This window comes from Halomarina salina (assembly GCF_023074835.1).
Classification (GTDB): Archaea; Halobacteriota; Halobacteria; order Halobacteriales; family Haloarculaceae; genus Halomarina; species Halomarina salina.
This window is the reverse complement of record NZ_JALLGW010000002.1, coordinates 103,252-124,915: the sequence shown is the minus strand read 5'-3', so window position 1 is coordinate 124,915 and position 21,664 is coordinate 103,252. Positions and strand designations below refer to the sequence as shown.

Genomic DNA, 21,664 nt, shown 5'->3' with positions numbered 1-21,664 from the left:
TCGCTACCGTGTTCGTGTTCACGCAGCAGTGGGCGGACCGCCGGGGGGCTGGGTGACCGGTCGCTCGCTCGCCGACCTCGAATCGACGGTCGGGGAGACGAGACGCACCGTCGAAGGTTTCGTCGTCGAGGCGGGGAAGGTCGAGGAGTTCGCTCGCGCGGTCGGCGACGACGACCCGCTCTACCGCTCGTCGGACGTCGCCGTGGAACGGGGCTTCCCGGCGATTCCAGCCCCGCTCACGTTCCCGCGGGTGAGTTCCTTCCCGCGCTACCGTACCGACCGGTTCGACCTGGGGTTCGACCCGAAGTTCGTCCTCCACGGCGAGCAGCGCTACGAGTACGACCGACCGCTGCTCGTCGGCGACGACCTCCACGGCGACACCACGCTGACCGACGTCTACCAGCGCGACGGGCGGCGCGGCGGGACGATGACGTTCGCGGAGTTCGCCACCGAGTACCGGACGGGAGACGGCGAGCACGTCCTGACGGAGCGCGCGACGGCCATCGAGACGGAGGGCGCAGCAGCCGAGGGTGACGCGTCCGACGACACCGTCGAGACCGACGACGACCCCGACGAGACCACCGAGCGCCAGTTCAGCGGCCATCCAACGGACGGGGACGGGTTCGCGAACCCCAGTCCGCCGTCGGGAACGGACGGCGGGGCGACCGCCGACGACCTGGTGGGCCTCCCGGTACACGCCGGACTGGGGGGTGAGCCGACCGTCCCCGAGCCGAGTGCGCCCGGTTCGCTCGCGGCGGGGGACGTCGGTCCCGAGGTGCGCGTCGGTCCGTTCGCGCGCCAGCACTTCGTCCGCTACGCGGGGGCCAGCGGCGACTTCAACCCCGTCCACTACGACGAACCGTACGCGACCGGTGCGGGCCACCCCAGCGTGTTCGGCCAGGGGATGCTGACGGCGGGTGTGGCCGCGCAGGCCGTCGCCGACTCCGTGGGACTCGGTCGGGTCCGGTCGTTCGGCGTCCGCTTCCAGTCTCGGGTCTGGCCGGGGGACACCGTCACCGCGCGGGCGACCGTAGCGGAGGGCGTCGACGCGGACGGTAGAGACGCCACCGCCGACGGACTGGTGCTCGACGTGGCGGTCGATACCGACGACGGCGAGACGGTGCTGACGGGGACGGCGACCGTCGCGCACGACTCGTGAGTGTCGTCACGCTTGCACCCCGGTGCCGTCGATGCACTCGACACCTACTAGCACGATTTATCAAGAGGGCGACCGACGGTCGAACCATGCCCACGAGCGGTTGGCGACTTAGCTGCACTCACTGCGCCTTCGAGAGTGCGACGTCCGGCCGCGACCTCGCCGAGTCGATGGCGTCGACTCACGAGTCGGCGACCGGCCACTCCGTCAGCATCTGCCAGCAGTCGAGCACCTGAGCCTCCGACACACATTCCCTCACGCGACACCGTCGTCGAGCGACTGCGTCGGACACCATCGTTCCATCACCGCTCCCTGGCTCACCCGTCGCACCCCTCGGGGTCGTCGTGGTGGTCCCTCAGCGCGTCGAGTCGGTCGTCAGTTCGACCCGGCGCGCGCCTCGTCGATGGCCGAGCGGAAGGCGCGGGCGCGGTCGGTGATGGCACCGTAGTCGCCCGCCGCGACGGCGTCGCTGTCCACGAGCGACCCGCCGACGCCGACGCCGACGGCACCGGCCTCGATGAACGCGTCGACGTTGTCCAGCGTGACCCCGCCCGTCGGGACGAACGGGATGTGACCGAGCGGCCCGCGGAGAGCGCTGAGGTGGCCCGGACCGCCGGTCGCGGCGGGGAACAGTTTCACCACGTCAGCGCCGGCCTCGTACGCCCGGACGGCCTCGGTCGGGGTGAACACGCCCGGGGCGACGGGCGCGCCGTAGCGGTTGGCGACCGTCACGACCTCGGTGTCGAGACTCGGCGTGACGACGAACTCCGCCCCCGCGAGGAGGGCGCTGCGTGCGGTCGCCGCGTCGAGGACGGTCCCGACGCCCAGCGAGACGTCGTCGTCGAGCGTCGAGGCGACGTCACGGAGCATCTCCATCGCGCCGTCGGAGTCGGCGGTGAGTTCGACCGCCCGGACGCCGCCTTCGACCAGTGCGTCGACGACTCGGACGACCCCGTCGGGGTCCGCCCCGCGGACGACGGCGACGAGACCAGTCTCTTCGATGCGGGCGAGCGACGGTGCCTGGAGCGAACTGCCAGCGTCGGGTGTCATGGCGAGAACTCACCCGTAGACGAGTAAAAAGTTGTGACCCCCTGCGTGACAGTTCCTCAGCGTGTGATGTCGCTCGTGTCGCTCGCGACGACGCGGTCGACCTCCTCGGGCGTGACCGTCGCGACGTCGCCGCCGACAGTGCGCTTCAGCGCCGCAGTCGCCGCGCCGTACTCCAGCGCCTCCTCGACGCTCGCGCCGTCGAGCCACCGGGCGAGGTAGCCGCCGACGAACGCGTCGCCAGTCCCGATGGGGTCGAACGTGTCCGCGGGGAACGCACCCTGGTCGATGACGTCACCGTCGTGGACGGCGACGGCTCCCTCAGCACCGCGGGTGACGACGACGGTCTCGCAGTCGTGTGCGGCCGCGAGGTCGGCCGCGACGGTGGAGGCCTCGCCGTCGTAGTCGAGGACTGCACTCGCGTCTCGTTCGGCGACGACGAACGTGTCGACCGCGTCGAGCAGCGGTTCGCAGGTCTCGCGGGCCTCGTCGTGGGTCCAGAGCTTTCCGCGGTAGTTGAGGTCGAACACGGTGTGCGTGTCGGCGGCGACGGCCCGGTCGAGGAGCGTCCGGGTCGTGTCGGCCAGCGTCTCGGAGAGCGCGGGCGTGATGCCGCTGACGTGGAACGCCCGCGCCGACTCGACGTGGTCGGTCGCCAGGTCCTCCGGCGTCGCGGTGCGGATGGCTGCGCCCGCCCGGTCGTAGACGACGTTCGTCCCGCGCGGTTCGCCAGCGGGTTCGAGGTAGTAGACGCCGACGCGTCCCTCGTCGCTTCGGGCGACGACGGGCGTGACGCCGTGGGTTCGCAGCGACGCCTCGACGTGGCGGGCGAGCGCCGAGTCGGGGAGCTTCGACAGCCACGCCGCCGACCCGCCGAGTCGGCTGACCGTGACCGCGACGTTGCTCTCCGCGCCCGCCGCCCGCATCTCGGTCTCGTGAGCGGTCTCCAGGCGCTCGCCGGGCGCGACGGAGTGGCGGATCATCGTCTCGCCGAACGTGACCACGTCGAAGGTGTCGCCGGTCATTGGCGTAGCGTTAGCCGATGCGATGTTAGGCGCTTCGCATCGACGGGCAGGCGTGGTTCGAACGAACTGCCCGAACCCACCTCAGCGTCGGAGTGGGTCTGGTCTGGAGACGGCGAGCGACCCGTCGACGCTCTCCACCTCGCTCGTCGGCCAGTGGCCCGCTCCGAGCGTCAGCGTCTCGACGCCGTCCGTCGTCACGAGGTGCGTTCCCTCGCTCTTCGTCCCCTGCACGGTCGGATTCCAGGCGTAGGCCATCGGCAGTTCGACCGTCGCGTCGTGGTCGGGCGTCGCTATCCACTCGCGACCCGCGAACCCCGCCGCGCCGCCCTGGTGGTGCTGTCGCCACTCGTCCTCGAAGCCCACCTCGGCGTACGCCTCCCGGATGGCGTCGAACACGTCGCCAGCGGTCCTGCCACCACCGTCACTCCCGACGCTCTCGTCCGCACTCCCGACGCGCCTGGTCGCCGCGAGCGCCGACGCCTCGACCCGCCGCGCCGCGTCGTAGCGCTCGTCGAACCACTCCGGCGGGTCGAACGCGACGGTCCGGGTGACGCTGGCGTGCAACCCGCCGCGCTCGGTCGTCACCGACGCGATGGCGTAGTCGCCGAGTTCGGCGTCGGTCGGCGTGAGGTGCCGATACCGCTGGGCGCGCTCTGCCCCCCCGACGAGCGCCACGGGTGTCTCGCAGTCGCGTTCGCCGAGTTCGGCCCGGAGCGCGACGGCCGCCTCGCGTTCGGTCGTCCCCGGCGTCACCTCCCGACAGACGGACTCGACGGCCTCGGCCGCGTCGCGCCCGAGCGAGCGGTAGTCCTCGATATCTCCCTGGGAGAGCGGCTGACGGAGCGCACTCGCGTCGACGGACTCGGCCCCGGCTACGTCGAAGTCCGCGGCGAACGGCTCCGAAGTCCGGTCGGCCACCTCCTCGGCGAGCGACGAGGCGTGCCACTCGAACGACTCGACGGCGACGTCGTCGCCGACCTCCTCGTCGCGGAGGCGCGGCGCTTCGATGTCGTCCGTGACGACGCGGAGACGGTCGCCGTCGTAGCCCGCGGCGGCGACGCCCGTATCGCCCGAGCGGTCGACGACGTTGTCGCCGCCGGTGAGCCACGCGAAACTGTTCGGGCGGGCGAACCAGACGGCGGCGAGGTCGTTCGCGTCGAGGAACGTGTCGAGACGGGCGCGGCGTGACATACGGAGTGGCCTGCGCCCGTGTCGGTAATCGTTGGGGTCGCGGTCGGACCGAACGGTAACGCTATTGTGCGCGACCCCGCAATCTCCGCCCGCAGTCCCACGCAGTCCCGCGGTGGTGAGTCGTCCGTGACGGACGACGAGGTACGCGGGACGAGCGAAGCGAAGTCCCGTGGTGTAGTGGCCAATCATAATGGCCTTTGGAGCCATTGACGGCGGTTCGAATCCGCCCGGGACTACTCAACGTTCTTACATAATCCCGAGTGCTGACAGTGCGGCCCAGGGGGTGGTGGCGTGAGCCCGATGCGCGTTTCCTGCCAGGCCGAAGACTGCTCGGTGTTCGACGTCTCGCCCAGCGAGCTTTACTCGATCACCATCGAGCAGCCAGTCCGGTATCACGACCGGGAGGATATCACCCCGGAGTTCACGCTCCTGCTGTGCGAGGAGCACGTCCACGACGTCCTGGACATGGGACCGGTCCGTCACAAGACCAACGAGCGCGACGAGGGGTACGCTGCGACGACTCGGACCGGCCCGGGTGCGGATGATGTCGCTGGGGGTAACCGACAGTGAGCCTCGAGCGCGGCATCTGCGCCGATTTCTGTCCGTGCTGCGGTGCGACCGTCCCGGCGAGCGCTGACACCTGCCCGCGGTGCCGGAAGGTGATCAGTCGATGACGACCACGTGTTCCGCCTGCGGTGAGGAGAGCGAGAAGATCTATCGCTGCACGGAGTGCGGCAAGGATCTGGCTGGCGATGAGAAGCAATCTGCAGGGAGGGACGAGCGATGAACGTCCCCGACCGCCCCGACTGGTCGGTTCATCGGGTTTGTCAGCGAGGGCATCGCGGTTGCTACATCCCGCCAAGCGGCGGGTGGCACTGTCCCGTCCCCACCTGCGACCCGTTCCGCGTTATCGACCTCGTCACTGCGACGCTCGTCTGGGAGGGTGAGGTGCCAGACGGGGTGGTCGCCTGATGGCGTTCCGCATTACCTGCCCAACGTGCGGCTTCGAAGGCGAGACGCACAATCGCGAGGTCGCTGAGTCGCTGCGAGAGATGCACCTCGGCCGTGCACCCGACCACCCGGTCGAGATCGAGCCGACGCGGACGACGGTCGAACCGGTGAGCGACGAATGAGCACTGACCAGCCACACCGCGCTGACCAAGGGTCGATGACGCGGGAGGAAGCGGTCGAGCGCATCGAAAAGCTCGACGACAAGCTATTCGACCTCGCCGAGCACGTCTACAACGGCACCGACGAACGCGTCGAGGAGCTCGAAGCAGAGAACGAACAGCTTCGAGAGCGCGTCGGTGAACTCGAAGAACTGGTCGGTACGCTCCAGGAGAAGCTGCGCGATGAGACCTCACGTCGTGGAAAGGAAGACGGTCGGATGTCCCGTCGGCTCACCGCCGTCGAGGACGAGCTCGGGATGGACTCCGAGGAAGTGCTCACCATCGCTGCTGGCGGCGAGGGCGGCGGGATGACGCCGCTGGGCCGTGTGATCAAGCTCGGACCAGAGGGCGCTCTCGAGCGGCCAACGGCGAAGCACTACCGTGCCAGGGCGATCGCCGAGCGCTGGTCGGACTGGGGGACCGTTCACGGGACGAAGTACGGCCGCAAGCGTGTGCTCGCCTCGAAGCGTGACGACCTGAAGACCCGCCTCGAGGACGCGAACGACGAGAGCATCGCGTGGAACCAGGTGTACCGCGCGATGGAGTGGGTCGCGGAGAACTCCGGCGGCGTCATCACGCTTCGAGAAGGAAACGACGAAGAAGGCCGCTACGTGCTCGAACAGACCGAGCCAGGAGGTGACTCGGCCTGATGCTCTCACTTACAACTGTCGTAAGTGGCCAAGAGGGTGAAGCTGTAAGTCGCCACACCTCGCAGCCGCCGAAACCGCCCCCGTTCCACAACCGCGGTTGAGTTGCGGTAGTGTGTGGTTGTGTTGTGTGGTATGGTTAGCAGCGGGTAAATTAGCAGTAAGCGGCGTCTGGCGGCGTCTGGCGGCTATCTCTCACAGACCCACCGCCGGACCCGCTTACGACAACTGTAAGCGACAACATGAACGACTCCGACTCTCCGACACTCCCTCCGGCGCTCGCCGACGAACGCCCCAGCGTCAAGCTCGTCTACCGGGAGCTCGCCGATGACGGCCCCCTCACGCGCGGGGAGATCGACGAGCGCTGTTACTTCCAGGGTGGCTCGACCGGTGGCGATGCGCTGGCGCGACTGACCGAGCTCGGCGTCATCGAGATGCGCCACAACTTCGAGGACCTCCGTCGCCCGCTGTACGTGGTCTGTAATGGTGACGGATGAGCCGTATATCAGTTCGAAGCTCCGCTTTAAGTTGTCCTCGGCGTACGTTCGCGCAAGACGACCACTCTGTCGTCGTGTCTCGCTTCGGCCACCTGACGCCGGTCGGCGTGTGATGGTGCCCGTCCAGCACTGCCTCTCTCCTCGTTCACATGATTCAAGAACAAGCGTTCGACCCGCAGAGCGGCGCGCCTCTCACCGAGGAGCGTCACTACCCTGGCTCGTACCGTATCGGCGTTCGAACGCCCATCCCACACCCGCTGTCGAACTGGACCAGCTCACGGGAAGGCGCGCTCACGAACGGCGAACTCCGGTCAGCCCAGCAGGGGCTGTTGGGGTACTTCCGACGTATCCACCGGTTGGTCCGCGAGCCGGACCCGGCGCTCGACCGGGCGGCCGCACTCGCACTGAAGCGACTGAAAGCTGGCCCGAACACGATCGACGCGCTCACCTGGTATGCGCTCGCCGAATACCTCGCGCGACAGGGATACTGGGTGGCGTGGATGCTCGATCACGTCAACGCCCGGTGTCCACACTGTGCGTCGCGAGTCAAGTTCCGCCCAGCCGTCGACCGCCTCGAGGCTGTCTGTGCCTCCGCACCGATGGATCACGGCGCTGTCGACGAGGCCATCCGCGAGCGTGTCGCCGAGATGTACGAAGCAGCGTTCGATGACACCATCGAGGAGTTCCGGGTGCTGTGAGCGATGAGTACCGCGCCTGGAACACGGACCTCAGCAGTGCATCCGCTTCGTGCCTCCCGAGCGCCGTGTCACGTGCTCGGTGAAGTGTTTCGGCCGAACGTCGACCAGGCCGAGTCGGGGCTGTTCGTCCGCGTCGTGTTCGATGACGGCGGGACGTTCCGAGTCGACCTCGAGGACGTCGATGACTATGAATGAACCTCCAAGCCGTCGCAAAAGTCGGCATCGCGGTCATGTTGTCGGTAACGATCGTCGTTCTCTCACTGTACGCCGCTGCGACGCCGAGTTACTCCGTGTCGAGCCAGCTGCTCTGGCCGGTCGTCGCCCTCATCGGAGCGCTTCTGGGGGTCAACGAACTCGCACAACGGTAGCGCCATGACGACCGCTCTCGAACTCGCCCGGCAGCTCAATATGTTCGTCGGAGCGATCTGGATCGTCGTGGCCATCTGCATTCAGGTCAACCCGTGGCGACACTGGCGGCCCAGCGTCTGGGTCGCCTTCTACGCGCTGGGTGTTGCCCAGATGGCATCCTCGTCGGTCGTCCTGTTTTCGGCGGGAGGCTTCGCTCCGCTCGTAACGGCGATTGGCGCGGTCATGTTCGCCGTCATCGGCGGTGTCGGTGTAACGTGGCTCGTCTTCGGCTCCGAACCAGTCGCAGAGTATCACGGCCAGGGTGACTGACCAATGACACGCAAACCACTCCACGGCGACGACTACGTCTTCGAATCACCTCCTGATTGGCTTCCGGACCCGCTTCGGAAAGTGGCCAGTGACCTCACCTACGACGAAGCGCACGCCCTCGAACTGGGCGCAGTGGCTGGCCTCGTCTTCGGCGTCGCCATCGCCACCGGCTACACGGACGTCGCCGTCCCGCTGCTCGTCCTGTCGGTGGCCGCAGTACTGGGCCTGAAGCGAGCGCCGAACAACCGCCTCGTCGCCCAGCGGGTCACGCGCAACGAACCGTGGTACTACGGGCTGGCGCTCGCCGCCGGGCTCATTATCGCCATCCTCGCCACGCCGCTCGTTCTGTAACCATGACCACCGTGCGCGATGACAGCCCCGTCATTGCTCGCCCCGACGACACCGCAGGGCGCATCCGCGAGTACATTCGCACCCACCCGGACATCAGGAAGCAGGAGTACGCCACCGCAGATGACGCCCTCCAAGGCTCGTGTTACGTCGCCGCCGAAGCGTACTTCCACGCTCGGGGTGGTGTCGGCTCCGGACTCGACATCTACTGCCTGTCATGGGGCGACGTCGACGCCACGTACAGCGGGACGCACTGGTTTCTCGGTATGGGCGACACTGTCATCGATCTCTCGCTGCCGACGGCCGCCGACGGTCAGCACATCCCGTGGGCGACTGCTCACCGGCGAGCGTTCATCACCGGCTACGAACCCTCTCGGCGTGCAGAGACCCTCCTCGGGGCAGTGACCGACTGACCGCGAAAACAAACTCAATCCTATGGAGGTGTCATGACCAACGACGAGCCAGTCGAGGGGAAGTGCAACTCGACGAACACCCAGGACGGCGGGTACTGCGGCCAGACTGCCGGGATGGGGACCGATCACCTCGGCGAGGGTCTCTGCAAGCACCACGGCGGGAACGCCGGTGCTCCGGAGGGCAATGATAACGCGGTCGGCAACTCAGGCGGCGGCGCTCCCGAGGAGAATACGAACGCCGCCACGCACGGCCTGTACGTCGACACCAACGCGACCTACCAGCAGATCCTCTCCGACGACGAGCAGCAGCTCGTCGACGACATCTTCACCGACTACTTAGAGGAGTACGAGGATCGCCACGGCGAGGCGACGACCGGGACGGAGGCGGAACTGTTCCGCATCGCCGTCTCGTACGGCAAGCACGTCCACGCCGACAACTGGGCGGTCGACAAACCCGAGAGCCTGGAAAGCGGGAACGCGACGGTCGACAAGGAGACACGCATCGCCGAGAGCGGCGAGGAGTACTACAAGTACAAGGAGACGGTCGTCGCGAAGGGCCAGTCGAGGCTCTCGAAGGATCGGCGAGCGTGGCTGAAGGACCTCGGCCTCCTGGACGATCCGCAGTCCCAGACCGCCGACGCCATCGGTTCGCTAAAAGACGCGTGGAAAGCCTCCGCGCAGGGTGACAGCCAGTGAGTACCAACACCGACCTTCCTGATCACGTCGCCGAGCGCCTACCGGGCAACTTCACCGGTCGGGAACGCTACTGGCGAGCGGCCGAGGAGTGGTTCGGCATCACGCTCTCACCTGAGCAGCGGGAGATTCTCGAGCACGTCGCGGACAACCAGTACACGCACCTGGAGGGGGGCAACGGCTTCGGGAAGACGTTCGCAATCGTCGCGCTCGCCCTGGCGTTCCACAAACGTCACTATCCGTCGAGTGTCGTCGTGACGTCGGGAACGTACGGCAAGCTCAAGCGGACGTTCTGTGCGGATGCGGAGGCGCTCCACCAGTCCTCGCCGCTGTTCGGCGAGTGGAAGTGGTCGCCGAACCCGCACATCGACATCGACGGCGAGCCGACCTGGCAGTTCGAGGTCCACTCTCCGGGCGACCCCGGTGAACTGGAGGGCGTCCACAACGACCACGTCCTGGTCATCGTCGACGAGGCGGACAAGGACGACGTCACGCACAAGACGCTCGACTCAATGGACTCGCTGATCTCCGACAGTAACGACCGGATGGTCATCATCTCGAACCCGCCAGAGGACGAGACGAATGTCGTCGCGAACTTGGACGAGATCGGTATCCCGGCTCGGAAGCTCCAGTACTCGACGTTCGACTCACACAACGTCCAGGTCGAGCGCGGTGCTCGCGAGGGCGACGTCGTCCCGGGTCTGACCGGACTTGAGAAACTGAAGACGAAGTGGGAAGCACTGAACGGATTGGCCTGGCCGGGCTACGATGAGGCTCGGGCTATGTCGACGCGGACGTCGCCGCAGTTCCGTGAAGACCTCGACTCGCGGTGGTATCGCCGGTTCGCCGGCATCATGCCGCCCGCAGGCGCTGCGGAGAACCGCCCGTTCGACCTCGACCTCGTCAACGCAGCGTACGTCGATGCCGACGACCTGGACACGAGCAAGCCGCGACGGGGGACCGGCATCGACGTCGCTCGGTCGGGCGACCGAACCGTCCAGATCGACGAGCGCGGCGGCGTGCTCGTCGTCGCGTACTCTCAGCCCGGCACCGACCACACGGTCCAGTTCAACGCGATGTGGGGCCTCCTCGACGAGGAGCCCGACGCGCCGATCGCCGTCGACGCAATCGGGGAGGGCTCGGGCAAGGCCGACGACACCAACGCCCGGTACCCCGAGGTCGACCTGTTCAAGAACGGGGCCGAGGCGGCCCAGGCTGACGAGTACAAAGACCGCTGGACCGAGGGGCTGTGCGAGCTCGGCGACTGGATGGAGCGCGGCGGGCAGTTCTCCGACACGCGTCTCCGGAAGGAACTCCAGATTGCGGCGCGCACCCTGACGCTCGAGGAGCGCTACTACAGCTCTCGGGAGGACCAGGTGTACGTCGCCGATCCGAAGTCGAAGGTCGAAGAGCGCCTGGGCCACTCGCCGGATCACCTCGACGCTGCTATCGAGGCCGTGCTGATGGCGGAGGATCTCATTCCAGATGATGACGACAACCAAGGAACTGCTGGGGCCTTCGGCACGCCAGCAACAGGGAGGTCGAATCGATGGCGATAGAACACTCTGAAGACGGCGACGGCCCGACGCGGGACGACTTCGGCGGCCTCCGGAATCGGGCGGTCCTCGCCGCTGCCCTCGGCATCGCGTACGGTGGGAAGCGGGACTACTACGATAACTTCGCGTGGGACCGCTCCCCAGACATCGAGGACTACTACGCCTCGTTCCTCCGGAACCCCCACGCGAACGCTGTCATCTCGATCCCTGCCGAGACGGCATGGCGTAACCCCCCAGAGTACGTCGACGAGAAGAACACCGAGGCTGGCACGGACACCGACTTCGAGTCGGACATGTCCGACGTCGTCAGCTCGACGCGGCTCTGGCACTACTGCAAGCGGGCGCATCTCCTCTCGCGCATCGGCCAGTTCGGCCTGCTGATGATCGGGTGGGCCGACGGCGAGGACCAGCAGTTCGTCGACCCAGTGGACCAGTCGGCGGTCGCTCAGAACGACCCCGGCGATGCTATCGAGTGGCTTCGACCGCTATCGCAGATCTCGGTCACCGATATCCGGTGGGCCGATGCCAACAGCGGCCGGTGGGGTCAGCCCGAGTACTACCGTATCGATTTCTCGGATGAGAACGACGCCGGGACGGAGGATATCTTCGGAGCTGGACAACGCGAGCAGTGGGTCCACCACAGCCGCGTCATCCACATCGCGGGCGGGCTCCTCGACGACGAAGTCCGAGGCACGCCAGCGCTCGAACCGGTCTACAACACGGTCACCGACCTGCAGAAACTCGAGGGGAGTGCGGCCGAGGCGGCGTACTCGATCGCACGTCCTGGGCTCCACATTAACGTCGACAAGGACGCGAACCTGAACGACGACGCAGAGGACCAGATCGATGCGGAGACGGACGCGTACGTCAACGAGTTCCAGCCGATGATGCGGACTCAGGGTGTAGAGGTCAACCGGATCGCGGGCGAGCAGATCGACCCCGAGAAGGTTAAGCAGGCGCTCATCGAGTCGCTGAGCGAAGCCACGAAGATTCCGCAGAAGATTCTCAAGGGCAATGAAAGCGGCGAGGTCGCGGGTGCCCAGGACCTCCGAGAGTTCTACGGTGCGGTCGCCGAGCTCATCGAACAGGTCTGTGACCCGCAGATCGTCCGGGAGCTGGCCGACCGGCTCGTCAAATACCAGGTCGTCACCGGGCCGGCTGGTGGCGACTACTCGATCGACCGCGAGCCGCTGGCCGAGCAGGACGAGCAGGAGCAATCCGAGATCCAGGAAAACCGGTCGACCGTCATCAAGAACATCGCCCAGTACGCTCCCGGGCTCGACACCAAGGCCATCGTGGAGTTCATCGAGGAGGGCGAGTTCCCCGAGATGGACGAGAGCCAGCAGCCCGCGCCGATGAACCCTGCTGAGGATGCAGGCGCTCCGCCACCGAACGCGACACCGCCTGCGCTCGCCGACGGCGGCGAAGAGCAGGACGGCACGGGCGACGATGGCTGAGAGCGGACCGACGAGAACGAAGACGCTTCGTGGAGAGTATCGCGTTCGGGTGGCCAAGCCGTTTCGCCGGCTGAAGGGTGCGGTCCGGACGACGGTCATCGACAACGACGCGCTGCGCATCGGCTCTGACGTCGACGCGCTCGTTGCTGCAGCGGCGGGGGGTAGGGCGGCCGACACATCGAGCGGTGGCACAGCGACGATCACCGCAGCTGCTGACGACATCCAGCCGGCGAGTGGCTTCACGTTCGACACGGATGCCGAGGCCCAGGACGAGTTCATCATCTGGCTGGAACGGCAGGCCAATCGGGGGATTCTGGAGGTGACGAGTCGCCAGCGGGTTCGAAATGGCGAGCACTTCACGGCTCGCTACGTCCGGAGCGCCTATTCGCGCGGCGTCCAGTATGCCGACGCGAGACTGCACGAGGAGGGTGTTGAGACGCCAGAGGCCAGCCTTCAGGCGACATTCAACCAGCCTGTTCACGCAGCCACGCTCGAACAGCTCTACACGCGGTCGTACGACGAACTGGCAACAGTCTCGTCTGACATGCAGACGGCGGTCAGGCGGGAACTGGGGACCGGGCTCTCGCAAGGCTGGAATCCCCGAAAGACAGCGCGGAATCTCAATGACCGCATCGACAAAATCGGGATCACCGACGCTGAGCGCCTGGCGCGAACGGAGACGCTTCACAGCCACAATAGCGCTGCTGGACGTCGGTATGGTGAGATGGGCGTTGAGAAGGTCAACGTCCTGACCCACACTCCCTGCTCCATCTGTACGGCACTGGAGGCGCAGAACCCGTGGCCAGTTGAGGCGACACCGATCGTTCCTGACCAGTCCCACCCGAACTGCGTCTGTACGATCGCCCCGGTCGTCACCTGAGAGGTCCATCAACTCATGACAGATTCAGACACCATAGAGACGTACGTCCGCGACCATCCGGAGGTCCGCGAAACGATCGCTGCTGCCGACCCGGAGAACGGCCCGTGGCCCATCCATGGCGTCGCCGTCGCAGATGGCGACATTCTCCACAATAATCGGGGTGAGCGCATCCTGATGACGGCGGAGAACCTCGCCGACGCGCAGTACTCCCAGGCCGCCTCGAAGCTCACCAAGGACCACCCCGACTACGAGGGGTCGCCGCCGGTCGACGACACCGTCGGCAACAACTCGATGCACTACTCCTCGGAGGGGCAGGCCATCGTCTACGACGCGACCACCCACGACGAGGACATCGCGGCAGGCGTGAACGGCGAGACGTACGGCGTCTCGATTCACGCTAACTTCGACAAGGGGCCACGCGACCCGGAGACGGGCGCGTACATCGCCGAGAACATCGTCCTGCACGACCTGAGCGTCGTGAGTCTGGGCGACTCACCGAGCAACACCGCGCAGTTCGGTGGCCGCTCGGATCTCGCGGCGTGGGCTAACGAGGGCGGCCTCGAGGCTGCCGTCGCCGAGGGGGCACTGAACGACGCCGACGATGACGACGACGTGGAAGGGCTCGTCCGCCGCCTCGCCACCCGAATCGGTCTTATCGATTCGAACGACACGCGTGGCCGCATCTGGTTCGACGACCAGACGAGCGACGGCGAGACGGTGACGGTCAAGAGCAGCGGCTTTGACGACGCCCCCTGGGCCGTCTCGCTTCACCGGTCGGGTGAGGAGTTCCCCGACGTCGGCGACGGCCTCGGGCCGACACTCGGAAGTAGTGACCCGCAGGACGCGGGTGACTACCAGTCTGATCTCGCGGTCAGCCTCAGTGACTCCCTTTCAGGGGACGAGCGGCTCTTCGCGATGCTCCGATACGTCGCTGAGGGCGAGGTGTCTGAGCCGATTACATCGAGTGACGGAGCCCACTTCGTCGAATCGGCGTTCGTCGGTGTGGCTCCCGACGGTGTCGAAGTCGAAGCAGAACAGGGCGACAGTCGAGCCGGCGAATCCGGGCGCGACGCGGATGCGGACGGTGATTCAATGACAAACAGAGACGACGACATCGAGTTCATCACCGCCAACTCACACTTCAGCGAGGAGATGCTGGCGGAGATGGACGACGAGGAAGTGGAACAGACGCGTGACCTCGTGGACGACGAGGACGGTGATACGACCGGTAGTGCAGACGACACCGGAACCGGACAGGACGGCGACGACACGCCGACCCAGATCGGCGACATGTCCCCCGAGGAACTCGGGACGGCGCTGCGAGAGCAGGGCTTCGTCACCGAAGACGACGTCGGCGACATCGCTGAGGCGGCCAACGAGCACGCCTCCGACGCCGAGAAGGCCGACGAGATCATCGCTGCCTCGGATGAGTACAGCGAGGACGACAAAGAGGAGCTCGTCGCTTCGCCGTTCCTCGACCGTATCCACACCAAGGCGACCACGCCCGGTGCGGCACCCATCCCCGGTGTCGGCGGTGGACGCGACACGGCCGAAGCGGCAGTCGGCGGGAGTGACGACGAGTACGACGCTGACGACTTCTCGACGGGGGTAGCAGAATGAGCTACGACACGCCGAACTCGGTCGTGGCGGAGATCTTCGACAACGAACCCAAGGAGCGAGAAGGGTTTGCAACGGCCGAACTCCGCCCCGGCATGGGCGTCACCTTCGACACATCGGGCGACGCGAACGACGTCTCGCCCGCGGGTGTGAACTCGCGGACCACGTACGTGGTCCGCGTTCCGCCACAGACCATGAGCGCCGCGTCGCTAAACTCGATGGACACCAGCCCCATCGACGCGACCATCGACGCAGACGACCACCTCTACACGTTCGGGTTCCTCCGCTTCCAGCAGGCCCGGTGCCGTGTCGCCTCCTCGTCGACGGCGGCTGCCGGTGATGACGTGGGGTGGAACAGCAACGGTGAGATATCGGACGTCCAGACGGACGGCTCGACAGCCCTGACGACGTTCGTCGGGCAGGTCCGAGAGCTCATCTCGGACGCAGATCTCGACAACGACATCGCGGTGGTGGAGTTCTACTGATGAGTTCTAACGCACACACCGTCACGCACGACGACTTCCAGGAAGACGCATCGGACGAACACATCACGGCGTTCTTCAACCCGATGAAGGCGTACCGTGAGCGGGCGCTCAAGCAGATCCGCGCTCAGTCGGGCTGGTCGCCCGACGTGTGGAACAGCCTCGACGCGGCGGCGGGCATCCCCACCGACGCGGATGGCGAGGAGATCGAAGCCGCCTCGCCGATGCCCTACCGGATGGGCATCGACTACGAGATGGAGGGCCTCGACGAGCAGTTCCGCCGGTCGACGGTGATGGACGTGCTCTCGGGGTCGGGCTTCGGCGTCTCCTCGGACCTATCGAGCTACGTCTACGTCCGGACGCTGAAGTCCGGCCGGATGGACGCCGACACGGCGATGGACATCCGTGGCGAGACCACACAGGATCTGGATCGTAACGGCATCGACGGCGTCGCCCAGCCGCTGAACTTCGTCACGTACGAGCTCGGCGGTCGGGAGATGGAGGTCAAGCGCGCCTACGGTGAGGACCCTGAGGCGCGCCCGGCTCGCGAGGCCCGACGGGCGCTCAACCGCCGCGAGCACGAAGTTCTCTACAACGGGTGGGGGGGCACGTTCTCCATCGACGGCCTCGACTTCACCGTCGGCGGCCTCGACAGCACGAACACGGACAAGGTGCTCCAGGCTCCGAACAGTTCGGGCTGGAGCACCGCCGACAACGTCCTCTCGGACGTCGACGCGCTGCACACCACCATCGAGCAGCAGAGCGACGTCGTCGACACGAAGGACGTCCCGCTGGTCTCGCAGGTCGGCGCGCTGGTGATGGTGCCCTACAAACTGTGGGGCAGCGTCATGCGGCAGAACTACGAGACGAGCGCGACCGACGAGCCGCTCATCGAGCGCCTCAACCGCAAGTACCCCTACCTCAACTGGGTGCCTGCGCCGCGTCTCGACGGCGACACGGCGATCATGCTGCTCAACGACCCGCGGTACTTCGGTGTCGTGAACGCCCAGGGCGTCACGAACACGGCGTGGGACATCGACGGCGGCGCGGCCCGGAAGTTCCGCCTCGTCTCCTCGCGCATCCCGTGGGTCCGCGCCCAGCCTGACGGCATCAACGGGATCGTCCGGATGACCGGCATCTCGACGGGGGTCTGAGATGGTCCGCGTTGAGGTGACCGCCGAGTTCTTCGACGCTGGCGAGAGTCTCTACCACCGGACCGGCGACGAAATCGAGGTCTCGGAGGACTTCGCCGCCAACCATCCGCATCTCGTCGACCGTGTCGACGGCGACGATGGAGCGGACAGCGAGAGCAACGACTCGGACAGCGAAAACGTCGGCGAGGCGTTCCAGCCCGAGGAGTTCCTCGACCGGAATCTCCACGAGGACGACGGCAGCGGCGTCGTCCCCGACATCAAGGACGGCATGGTCGATGAGTTCCTTGACGAGATCGAGGAGGCGGCGACCCGCGACGGCACGAAAGAGGCCGTCGAAGAGCGCCGCGCTGAACTAGAGGAGTAGCGGTGGTCGATCCCCAGCATTTCGATGGGCGCACCGTCCAGGAAGTCGAACACACAGAGGCTGGCCTCGTCCGGCTCTGGTTTGACGATGGTTCGTACTTCGAAGGTGACCCACCGTACGCCTCCTGGGGGGCGCCAGAGAGCGGGGATGAGTGACTGATGGCGATTACTGTTGATGAGGATGACATCCGAAGCGCGCTGGATGCTGATGCTTCCGAGTACCCCGACCCCGACCTCGCCTTCGAGAAGTCGCTCGCTGAGAGCATCGTCAACGACGACCTCGAGCCCCACACCGACACCGACCGGAGTGACCGGTTGAAACTGGTGGGCGCGCTCATCGCGGCGGCGTACGTCGACGATGACGGTGATGTCACGCAACTCCAGCAGGGGGACCGCTCGGTCAGCTTCGACAGCGATTCGGCCCTCTCTCACTGGCGGAAGGCGCTCCAACTCGACCCGACGGGCCGACTATCGCAGCTCGAACAGCAGACAATTCGGTTCGGGACGCCAAACGTCCGGGGATGTGACTGACGATGCAGGCGGACGTGAACCTCACCGGTGTCGCCAGTCTCGTCGGCACGCTCGATGCACTCGACGCCCGCTGGACGACCGAGGTCACGTACGTCGTCGGGACGAACGTCGAGTACGCAGTTCACGTCGAGTTCGGCACCAGCCAGATGGCGGCCCAGCCGTACCTCCGGCCGGCCGCCGAGCGGACGAACCGCCAGCTCGACCAGATCGCCGCGCAGGCAGACAGCGTCGAGGAGTTCGTCCGGCTAGCCGCCCTCGAGGTCGAGGCGATCAGTAAGGACGTGGTTCCCGTCGATACAGGGAACCTCCAGTCAAGCATCACTGCCCAACGCATCTCCTAATGGCCCGTACCAACACCGGCGAGCGCCTTGCCGCCCTCGATGACGCCTTCGAAGACTGGTTCGAGACGGCACTAACCGTCCGAAACTACGTTGACGGTGGTGACAGTGCGGCAGGCGACGCTGAGTACGGCGATACGAGCAAGACGCTCGAGGAGACCATCCAGACCCACGGCCAGGTCGAGCAGCCCCAGGAGCCGGTCAAGACGTCGACGGCGAGCGGGCAGTCGACGACCGTCGACGCCGAGATCCTGTTGCCCGATGAGGTCGACGTCTACGACGGCCGTGAGGGCCACCCTTACCCCTCGGAGATCGAGACGCCAGCGGGCGTGATCTACCACGTCACGCACGTCTTCGACGAACTGAACGGCCGACTCCGTGTCTACGGCATCGACAGCGAGGAGGGTGAATAGATGCCCGACCCGAACGTCGTCATCCGCAACCTCCTGGTCGACAACTGGGACGTCTCGGCCACCTCGATTACGAGCGCGCCGGTGTGTCACACTGGGTGGTACGACCGTGATGGCGACATGCCGTGTCTCACGGTCACCAACACCGACGAAGGGCCGTATCAGAGTGGAGCGACTGGCTTCACCGGCCTGGATGGCCAGACCGGCAAGGGGATGCAGCGCCTCTCAGGGTATGCACTGGTCAACTGCGTCGCCGGGACGCGAGATGACTGTCAGGGCCTCACCAGCGGCGGTGGGGACATCAACCCGAAGAAGCTGCGCAACGAGCTGTACGAGCAGGCGAGTCAGATCCTGCTCGACGAGTCGCCTCCTGAGTTCTACACGCTCGGGCCAGGCGACGCCCGCGACCTCGTCGACACTGACGAGGGTCCGGCGGTGTTCCGGACGGAGGTGCGCGCGATGTGGCTTCGCGACCGCACTCCCACGCAGTAACACCGACCCAGCCCCGGTATCGACCCATTGGGGCTGACTTTTCGTATCGCGCTGGCCGATCGACCGGCGAGCGCTTCGCGCTGAAACATGCGAGTTCACTTCACCAGACGCGACTCCGCCGACGAGTGCCCCACCCGGCGCGTCGCCATCACAGTCGATGGCGAGCGCCAGGAGGTCACTGTCTTCTCGACCGGCACCAGCGAGCCGGTCTCGAGAGCGGTCGGCGAGGCGCTCATCGACAGCGAGACGCACGCCGTCGAGCCGTACGAACCGGCTGCCGATGGCGAACTGACACCTGCAGTTACTCCTCTGAGCGAGGACACCCGAAATGGTTGACAACATCAACGGCCTGGAGGTAGAGATCACCGCCGACGCAGACGAGGCGGTCGAAGAAATCGAGCGAGTCACCGAAGCGCTGGAGCGACTCAGTGCAGCGGCCGAGGACGCGAACAGAGCTCTCGAACGCCTCGGCGGCGGCACGCTGCACCTCGAAACGCAGCGCCAGGGCGACCGAGAGCGCACCACAATCGAGGCCGCCACCGAGACAGCGGAGGAACTCCGCTCGGACAACTTCGACACGCAGTAGAGGTATCCATCAATGGCACCACTCAACGTTGAAAGCGGTTCGCGGCGCACCGAGTATCACTGGGTCGCCGAGACCGTCGACGCGAACGGAGACGCACAGACCCCGACCGACCCCGACTGGAAGCTCTACTCCAGTGTCGTCACGGGCTACGAGCCCGAGAGCGAGGCGACGCACGACGAGCGGACGCCCATCGGCGACGTCGACCCGATCGACAAGAAGCGCCAGCAGGAGACCCACGAGGTGACGGTCACGTACGACCTCGAGCGGTTCCCAGTCGACGGGTCGGGCAACACGCTCGATCCGCTGGCCGACGGCTGGCTTCGCGACATCGACAACAACCTCCGAGCGACCCACTCGCTGCTGGAGATCGTCAAGAACAGCTCCATCATCGCGAGCAACACCGTTCACGCGAAGTACTTCGCCGACGGCCGAGACAATTCCCACCCGTCCGGCGACGCTCCCGAGGCGACGGCGCTCGCGACGCGGATGGTCGACTACGCCTTCGGCGGTCGCCCCTCCGAGCCCGCGCTGTCGCTCTCTGCAGGTGACAGTGCAGTGGCGTCAGTCGAACTCGCCTACATGTTCGATAAGAGGAGAAAATACCAGCTCGACCAGCCCAGCGAGTCGACGTATCTCGCCATCCGGTCGACCGACGCCTCGGACACGGGCGCGACGATCACGATCGAGGCTGTCGACGGCCAGACGGTCGAGGACATCACGCTCGACGGGTCGGACGCGACCACGGCGGTCGTCACGACGTCGCAGTACGATTCGCTGGGGGCGGTCGCACCTGCTGAGGAACTCACCGGCACGCTCGAGGTGTACGTCGATGAGTCGACCGACCAGACCGGCGAGCCCGGGCAGCTGCTGACAGTCGTCGCCGGCAAGGACGACTACGACGTTATCGAGGGCGACGAGGGGGTCCCGCCGCTCGGGAGTGGCTCGCTCGGCGACGGCTCGACGCTCGGCGAAGCACAGACCGTCCTCGGGACGGATATCCAGTGGTTCGGCAGTCAGATCGCCGAGACAATCGTCGAGGCGACGACCACGGTCACGAACAACATCGAAGAGGAGGCCACTACGGAAGGCCTCGCCCAGAGCAAGCACGCCGACGGTCGCGACATTACCACCGAAGCGACGGTGTTCGGCGAGACGCAGTCGACTGACAAGTCCGGCGACCACTTCCAGGGCAACGAGGGTGAGTTCGTCATCCCGCTCACTGGGGGTGACATAGCGTACCCTCGGGCGTACTGCTCCAGTGGTGGCTCCGTGACCAAGGAGTCCGGCCAGGCGTTCGCGACGGTCGAGACCACCTTCACCGCACTCGAACCAACCGACGACAGCGACATCATCGACTTCCGACCCGCCTAACCCATGTCTGACAGCGATATCTCCAACGTTCCGATGACCGACGACACGACCAAGACCGACGACCCGACCCGCACGCCAGACCACGTCAACGGCTCCGGTGGCGAGAACGACCTCGTCTCCCTCGAGCAGACGACGATCCAGCGCGACGAGGATGGCGAGATCGTCCCTCGGCGTGAGTACGTCGAAGAACTCGGCGGTGACGCCATCGCGAAGCCGATGACTGGCGCACTGCGTGAGCGCTACATCGAAAACAAACTCAACGAGGGCGAGGACGTCACCGACCGCGACCTCGCGAACATCTTCAACCGGTGTGTCGTCGCCCCTGACCTCACCAACCACCCGGAGTGCCCGGACGACCAGGTAACCGAGGAGTTCGTCAAAAACGGCATGACGGGGGCGATGCAGGACGCGTACTTCATCCTCGTCCTGAGAGCCAGCGGCGAAGAGGCACTCGCCGACCAGATCAGAGCGACCAGTCGTGGCGAACTGCCGACGCAGGTTCTCCAGGTAATCCGAGAGAATCCCGAGGCCCTCGAGCAGTTCATGGACGAGAACGACAGTGAATGAGTCGCCGTAGCACTCCTCGAACGAGTCTCGACCAGTTCACGCCACACGAGCAGAAGTGTTTCGTCGAGTACTTTCTCCACCACTGTGGGTATACGTACGACCCTCAGGGTCTCGTTGGCCGAGTGACCCGCCAGGAGAAAGAGAAGCTGTTCATCGGGTTCTCCGTCTACTACGAACTCTTCGAGATCGAGCACTCCAAGCAGCAGGGCAGTGAGCCCAAGCCAGGCCAGGCGATGACGCCTGAGGCCGAGACTCGAATTGACGACCTGATGGCCCAGTCCAACGCTGCATAGTCGGT

At 66.1% G+C, this 21,664-nt stretch carries 32 protein-coding genes and 1 tRNA gene; 30 read left to right on the top strand and 3 right to left on the bottom strand.

Annotation, left to right across the window (positions count from 1 at the left end):
• Positions 1-28: 28 nt before the first annotated feature.
• On the top strand, positions 29-1,159 hold the full coding sequence (locus tag MX571_RS22780) for an FAS1-like dehydratase domain-containing protein (protein ID WP_247418763.1): 1,131 nt from the start codon (positions 29-31) through the stop codon (positions 1,157-1,159).
• Positions 1,160-1,245: 86 nt separating this feature from the next.
• Positions 1,246-1,392, top strand: coding sequence for a hypothetical protein (locus tag MX571_RS16495; protein ID WP_247418761.1), 147 nt, complete (start codon positions 1,246-1,248; stop codon positions 1,390-1,392).
• A 139-nt stretch (positions 1,393-1,531) separates the two neighbouring features.
• Here the strand turns inward: MX571_RS16495 and MX571_RS16490 are convergent, their stop codons facing one another.
• From MX571_RS16490 to MX571_RS16480, 3 genes are all read right to left on the bottom strand, one after another.
• The gene (locus tag MX571_RS16490) at positions 1,532-2,206 is read right to left on the bottom strand and encodes a bifunctional 4-hydroxy-2-oxoglutarate aldolase/2-dehydro-3-deoxy-phosphogluconate aldolase (protein WP_247418759.1); all 675 of its coding nucleotides are present in this window, start codon (positions 2,204-2,206) and stop codon (positions 1,532-1,534) included.
• Between the two features lie 56 nt (positions 2,207-2,262).
• Entirely contained in the window at positions 2,263-3,228 is a 966-nt protein-coding gene (gene kdgK1, locus MX571_RS16485; RefSeq protein ID WP_247418757.1) for a bifunctional 2-dehydro-3-deoxygluconokinase/2-dehydro-3-deoxygalactonokinase, read from the bottom strand.
• 81 nt (positions 3,229-3,309) lie between these two features.
• On the bottom strand, positions 3,310-4,419 hold the full coding sequence (locus tag MX571_RS16480) for a M24 family metallopeptidase (RefSeq protein ID WP_247418754.1): 1,110 nt from the start codon (positions 4,417-4,419) through the stop codon (positions 3,310-3,312).
• Positions 4,420-4,582: 163 nt separating this feature from the next.
• Between MX571_RS16480 and MX571_RS16475 the strand changes: the two genes are divergently transcribed.
• From MX571_RS16475 to MX571_RS16340, 28 genes are all read left to right on the top strand, one after another.
• Positions 4,583-4,655 (top strand) — tRNA-Gln (locus tag MX571_RS16475).
• A gap of 55 nt (positions 4,656-4,710) precedes the next feature.
• The gene (locus MX571_RS16470) at positions 4,711-4,989 is read left to right on the top strand and encodes a hypothetical protein (RefSeq protein WP_247418752.1); all 279 of its coding nucleotides are present in this window, start codon (positions 4,711-4,713) and stop codon (positions 4,987-4,989) included.
• A 401-nt stretch (positions 4,990-5,390) separates the two neighbouring features.
• Positions 5,391-5,552, top strand: a complete 162-nt coding sequence (locus MX571_RS16465; RefSeq protein ID WP_247418751.1) for a hypothetical protein — start codon at positions 5,391-5,393, stop codon at positions 5,550-5,552.
• Positions 5,549-6,238 carry a hypothetical protein gene (locus MX571_RS16460; protein WP_247418749.1) on the top strand — a complete coding sequence of 230 codons (690 nt, stop codon included), beginning with the start codon at positions 5,549-5,551 and terminating at the stop codon, positions 6,236-6,238. Before MX571_RS16465 ends, MX571_RS16460 begins: the two co-directional genes overlap by 4 nt.
• Before the next feature lie 239 nt (positions 6,239-6,477).
• Positions 6,478-6,732 (top strand): ArsR family transcriptional regulator, encoded by a 255-nt coding sequence (locus MX571_RS16455; protein ID WP_247418747.1) that lies wholly within the window; start codon positions 6,478-6,480, stop codon positions 6,730-6,732.
• A 149-nt stretch (positions 6,733-6,881) separates the two neighbouring features.
• Positions 6,882-7,430, top strand: a complete 549-nt coding sequence (locus MX571_RS16450) for a hypothetical protein (RefSeq protein ID WP_247418745.1) — start codon at positions 6,882-6,884, stop codon at positions 7,428-7,430.
• 36 nt (positions 7,431-7,466) lie between these two features.
• Entirely contained in the window at positions 7,467-7,625 is a 159-nt protein-coding gene (locus MX571_RS16445; protein WP_247418743.1) for a hypothetical protein, read from the top strand.
• Positions 7,622-7,798 carry a hypothetical protein gene (locus tag MX571_RS16440; RefSeq protein ID WP_247418742.1) on the top strand — a complete coding sequence of 59 codons (177 nt, stop codon included), beginning with the start codon at positions 7,622-7,624 and terminating at the stop codon, positions 7,796-7,798. Before MX571_RS16445 ends, MX571_RS16440 begins: the two co-directional genes overlap by 4 nt.
• A 4-nt stretch (positions 7,799-7,802) precedes the next feature.
• Entirely contained in the window at positions 7,803-8,108 is a 306-nt protein-coding gene (locus MX571_RS16435; RefSeq protein ID WP_247418741.1) for a hypothetical protein, read from the top strand.
• 3 nt (positions 8,109-8,111) lie between these two features.
• Positions 8,112-8,459 carry a hypothetical protein gene (locus tag MX571_RS16430; protein WP_247418740.1) on the top strand — a complete coding sequence of 116 codons (348 nt, stop codon included), beginning with the start codon at positions 8,112-8,114 and terminating at the stop codon, positions 8,457-8,459.
• Between the two features lie 2 nt (positions 8,460-8,461).
• Positions 8,462-8,869 (top strand): hypothetical protein, encoded by a 408-nt coding sequence (locus tag MX571_RS16425; RefSeq protein WP_247418739.1) that lies wholly within the window; start codon positions 8,462-8,464, stop codon positions 8,867-8,869.
• 33 nt (positions 8,870-8,902) lie between these two features.
• Positions 8,903-9,565, top strand: coding sequence for a hypothetical protein (locus MX571_RS16420; protein WP_247418738.1), 663 nt, complete (start codon positions 8,903-8,905; stop codon positions 9,563-9,565).
• Complete coding sequence (locus MX571_RS16415) at positions 9,562-11,121, top strand: DEAD/DEAH box helicase family protein (RefSeq protein ID WP_247418737.1); 1,560 nt, start codon at positions 9,562-9,564, stop codon at positions 11,119-11,121. Before MX571_RS16420 ends, MX571_RS16415 begins: the two co-directional genes overlap by 4 nt.
• Positions 11,112-12,575 (top strand): anti-CBASS protein Acb1 family protein, encoded by a 1,464-nt coding sequence (locus MX571_RS16410; protein ID WP_247418736.1) that lies wholly within the window; start codon positions 11,112-11,114, stop codon positions 12,573-12,575. The genes MX571_RS16415 and MX571_RS16410 overlap by 10 nt, the downstream gene beginning before the upstream one ends.
• The gene (locus MX571_RS16405) at positions 12,568-13,455 is read left to right on the top strand and encodes a structural protein (RefSeq protein ID WP_247418735.1); all 888 of its coding nucleotides are present in this window, start codon (positions 12,568-12,570) and stop codon (positions 13,453-13,455) included. Before MX571_RS16410 ends, MX571_RS16405 begins: the two co-directional genes overlap by 8 nt.
• A 15-nt stretch (positions 13,456-13,470) precedes the next feature.
• Positions 13,471-15,075, top strand: coding sequence for a DUF7282 domain-containing protein (locus MX571_RS16400; RefSeq protein ID WP_247418734.1), 1,605 nt, complete (start codon positions 13,471-13,473; stop codon positions 15,073-15,075).
• A complete protein-coding gene (locus tag MX571_RS16395) occupies positions 15,072-15,557 on the top strand; it encodes a hypothetical protein (RefSeq protein WP_247418732.1) in 486 nt (161 codons plus the stop codon). Before MX571_RS16400 ends, MX571_RS16395 begins: the two co-directional genes overlap by 4 nt.
• Positions 15,557-16,708: a hypothetical protein gene (locus MX571_RS16390; protein WP_247418729.1), complete on the top strand. Its 1,152-nt coding sequence runs from the start codon at positions 15,557-15,559 to the stop codon at positions 16,706-16,708. The genes MX571_RS16395 and MX571_RS16390 overlap by 1 nt, the downstream gene beginning before the upstream one ends.
• Before the next feature lies 1 nt (position 16,709).
• A complete protein-coding gene (locus MX571_RS16385) occupies positions 16,710-17,072 on the top strand; it encodes a hypothetical protein (RefSeq protein WP_247418727.1) in 363 nt (120 codons plus the stop codon).
• A 158-nt stretch (positions 17,073-17,230) separates the two neighbouring features.
• On the top strand, positions 17,231-17,602 hold the full coding sequence (locus tag MX571_RS16380) for a hypothetical protein (RefSeq protein WP_247418726.1): 372 nt from the start codon (positions 17,231-17,233) through the stop codon (positions 17,600-17,602).
• A 2-nt stretch (positions 17,603-17,604) separates the two neighbouring features.
• Positions 17,605-17,943: an HK97-gp10 family putative phage morphogenesis protein gene (locus tag MX571_RS16375; protein ID WP_247418725.1), complete on the top strand. Its 339-nt coding sequence runs from the start codon at positions 17,605-17,607 to the stop codon at positions 17,941-17,943.
• On the top strand, positions 17,943-18,353 hold the full coding sequence (locus tag MX571_RS16370; protein WP_247418722.1) for a hypothetical protein: 411 nt from the start codon (positions 17,943-17,945) through the stop codon (positions 18,351-18,353). The genes MX571_RS16375 and MX571_RS16370 overlap by 1 nt, the downstream gene beginning before the upstream one ends.
• On the top strand, positions 18,354-18,842 hold the full coding sequence (locus tag MX571_RS16365) for a hypothetical protein (RefSeq protein WP_247418720.1): 489 nt from the start codon (positions 18,354-18,356) through the stop codon (positions 18,840-18,842).
• Positions 18,843-18,929: 87 nt separating this feature from the next.
• Complete coding sequence (locus MX571_RS16360) at positions 18,930-19,178, top strand: hypothetical protein (RefSeq protein WP_247418717.1); 249 nt, start codon at positions 18,930-18,932, stop codon at positions 19,176-19,178.
• Positions 19,171-19,428, top strand: a complete 258-nt coding sequence (locus MX571_RS16355) for a hypothetical protein (RefSeq protein ID WP_247418715.1) — start codon at positions 19,171-19,173, stop codon at positions 19,426-19,428. The genes MX571_RS16360 and MX571_RS16355 overlap by 8 nt, the downstream gene beginning before the upstream one ends.
• Positions 19,429-19,440: 12 nt before the next feature.
• Positions 19,441-20,799 carry a hypothetical protein gene (locus MX571_RS16350; RefSeq protein WP_247418713.1) on the top strand — a complete coding sequence of 453 codons (1,359 nt, stop codon included), beginning with the start codon at positions 19,441-19,443 and terminating at the stop codon, positions 20,797-20,799.
• Positions 20,800-20,802: 3 nt separating this feature from the next.
• Positions 20,803-21,366 carry a hypothetical protein gene (locus tag MX571_RS16345; protein WP_247418711.1) on the top strand — a complete coding sequence of 188 codons (564 nt, stop codon included), beginning with the start codon at positions 20,803-20,805 and terminating at the stop codon, positions 21,364-21,366.
• The gene (locus MX571_RS16340; protein WP_247418710.1) at positions 21,363-21,659 is read left to right on the top strand and encodes a hypothetical protein; all 297 of its coding nucleotides are present in this window, start codon (positions 21,363-21,365) and stop codon (positions 21,657-21,659) included. Before MX571_RS16345 ends, MX571_RS16340 begins: the two co-directional genes overlap by 4 nt.
• Positions 21,660-21,664 lie beyond the last annotated feature (5 nt).

What these genes read in the sequence shown, in the direction of transcription:
- MX571_RS16495 (WP_247418761.1), top strand. Translation starts at nt 1,246, where the DNA reads ATGCCCACGAGCGGTTGGCGACTTAGCTGCACTCACTGCGCCTTCGAG.
- MX571_RS16490 (WP_247418759.1), bottom strand. Translation starts at nt 2,206, where the DNA reads ATGACACCCGACGCTGGCAGTTCGCTCCAGGCACCGTCGCTCGCCCGC.
- kdgK1 (WP_247418757.1), bottom strand. Translation starts at nt 3,228, where the DNA reads ATGACCGGCGACACCTTCGACGTGGTCACGTTCGGCGAGACGATGATC.
- MX571_RS16480 (WP_247418754.1), bottom strand. Translation starts at nt 4,419, where the DNA reads ATGTCACGCCGCGCCCGTCTCGACACGTTCCTCGACGCGAACGACCTC.
- MX571_RS16465 (WP_247418751.1), top strand. Translation starts at nt 5,391, where the DNA reads ATGGCGTTCCGCATTACCTGCCCAACGTGCGGCTTCGAAGGCGAGACG.
- MX571_RS16460 (WP_247418749.1), top strand. Translation starts at nt 5,549, where the DNA reads ATGAGCACTGACCAGCCACACCGCGCTGACCAAGGGTCGATGACGCGG.
- MX571_RS16455 (WP_247418747.1), top strand. Translation starts at nt 6,478, where the DNA reads ATGAACGACTCCGACTCTCCGACACTCCCTCCGGCGCTCGCCGACGAA.
- MX571_RS16450 (WP_247418745.1), top strand. Translation starts at nt 6,882, where the DNA reads ATGATTCAAGAACAAGCGTTCGACCCGCAGAGCGGCGCGCCTCTCACC.
- MX571_RS16440 (WP_247418742.1), top strand. Translation starts at nt 7,622, where the DNA reads ATGAACCTCCAAGCCGTCGCAAAAGTCGGCATCGCGGTCATGTTGTCG.
- MX571_RS16435 (WP_247418741.1), top strand. Translation starts at nt 7,803, where the DNA reads ATGACGACCGCTCTCGAACTCGCCCGGCAGCTCAATATGTTCGTCGGA.
- MX571_RS16430 (WP_247418740.1), top strand. Translation starts at nt 8,112, where the DNA reads ATGACACGCAAACCACTCCACGGCGACGACTACGTCTTCGAATCACCT.
- MX571_RS16425 (WP_247418739.1), top strand. Translation starts at nt 8,462, where the DNA reads ATGACCACCGTGCGCGATGACAGCCCCGTCATTGCTCGCCCCGACGAC.
- MX571_RS16420 (WP_247418738.1), top strand. Translation starts at nt 8,903, where the DNA reads ATGACCAACGACGAGCCAGTCGAGGGGAAGTGCAACTCGACGAACACC.
- MX571_RS16410 (WP_247418736.1), top strand. Translation starts at nt 11,112, where the DNA reads ATGGCGATAGAACACTCTGAAGACGGCGACGGCCCGACGCGGGACGAC.
- MX571_RS16405 (WP_247418735.1), top strand. Translation starts at nt 12,568, where the DNA reads ATGGCTGAGAGCGGACCGACGAGAACGAAGACGCTTCGTGGAGAGTAT.
- MX571_RS16400 (WP_247418734.1), top strand. Translation starts at nt 13,471, where the DNA reads ATGACAGATTCAGACACCATAGAGACGTACGTCCGCGACCATCCGGAG.
- MX571_RS16395 (WP_247418732.1), top strand. Translation starts at nt 15,072, where the DNA reads ATGAGCTACGACACGCCGAACTCGGTCGTGGCGGAGATCTTCGACAAC.
- MX571_RS16390 (WP_247418729.1), top strand. Translation starts at nt 15,557, where the DNA reads ATGAGTTCTAACGCACACACCGTCACGCACGACGACTTCCAGGAAGAC.
- MX571_RS16385 (WP_247418727.1), top strand. Translation starts at nt 16,710, where the DNA reads ATGGTCCGCGTTGAGGTGACCGCCGAGTTCTTCGACGCTGGCGAGAGT.
- MX571_RS16380 (WP_247418726.1), top strand. Translation starts at nt 17,231, where the DNA reads ATGGCGATTACTGTTGATGAGGATGACATCCGAAGCGCGCTGGATGCT.
- MX571_RS16375 (WP_247418725.1), top strand. Translation starts at nt 17,605, where the DNA reads ATGCAGGCGGACGTGAACCTCACCGGTGTCGCCAGTCTCGTCGGCACG.
- MX571_RS16370 (WP_247418722.1), top strand. Translation starts at nt 17,943, where the DNA reads ATGGCCCGTACCAACACCGGCGAGCGCCTTGCCGCCCTCGATGACGCC.
- MX571_RS16365 (WP_247418720.1), top strand. Translation starts at nt 18,354, where the DNA reads ATGCCCGACCCGAACGTCGTCATCCGCAACCTCCTGGTCGACAACTGG.
- MX571_RS16360 (WP_247418717.1), top strand. Translation starts at nt 18,930, where the DNA reads ATGCGAGTTCACTTCACCAGACGCGACTCCGCCGACGAGTGCCCCACC.
- MX571_RS16355 (WP_247418715.1), top strand. Translation starts at nt 19,171, where the DNA reads ATGGTTGACAACATCAACGGCCTGGAGGTAGAGATCACCGCCGACGCA.
- MX571_RS16350 (WP_247418713.1), top strand. Translation starts at nt 19,441, where the DNA reads ATGGCACCACTCAACGTTGAAAGCGGTTCGCGGCGCACCGAGTATCAC.
- MX571_RS16345 (WP_247418711.1), top strand. Translation starts at nt 20,803, where the DNA reads ATGTCTGACAGCGATATCTCCAACGTTCCGATGACCGACGACACGACC.
- MX571_RS16340 (WP_247418710.1), top strand. Translation starts at nt 21,363, where the DNA reads ATGAGTCGCCGTAGCACTCCTCGAACGAGTCTCGACCAGTTCACGCCA.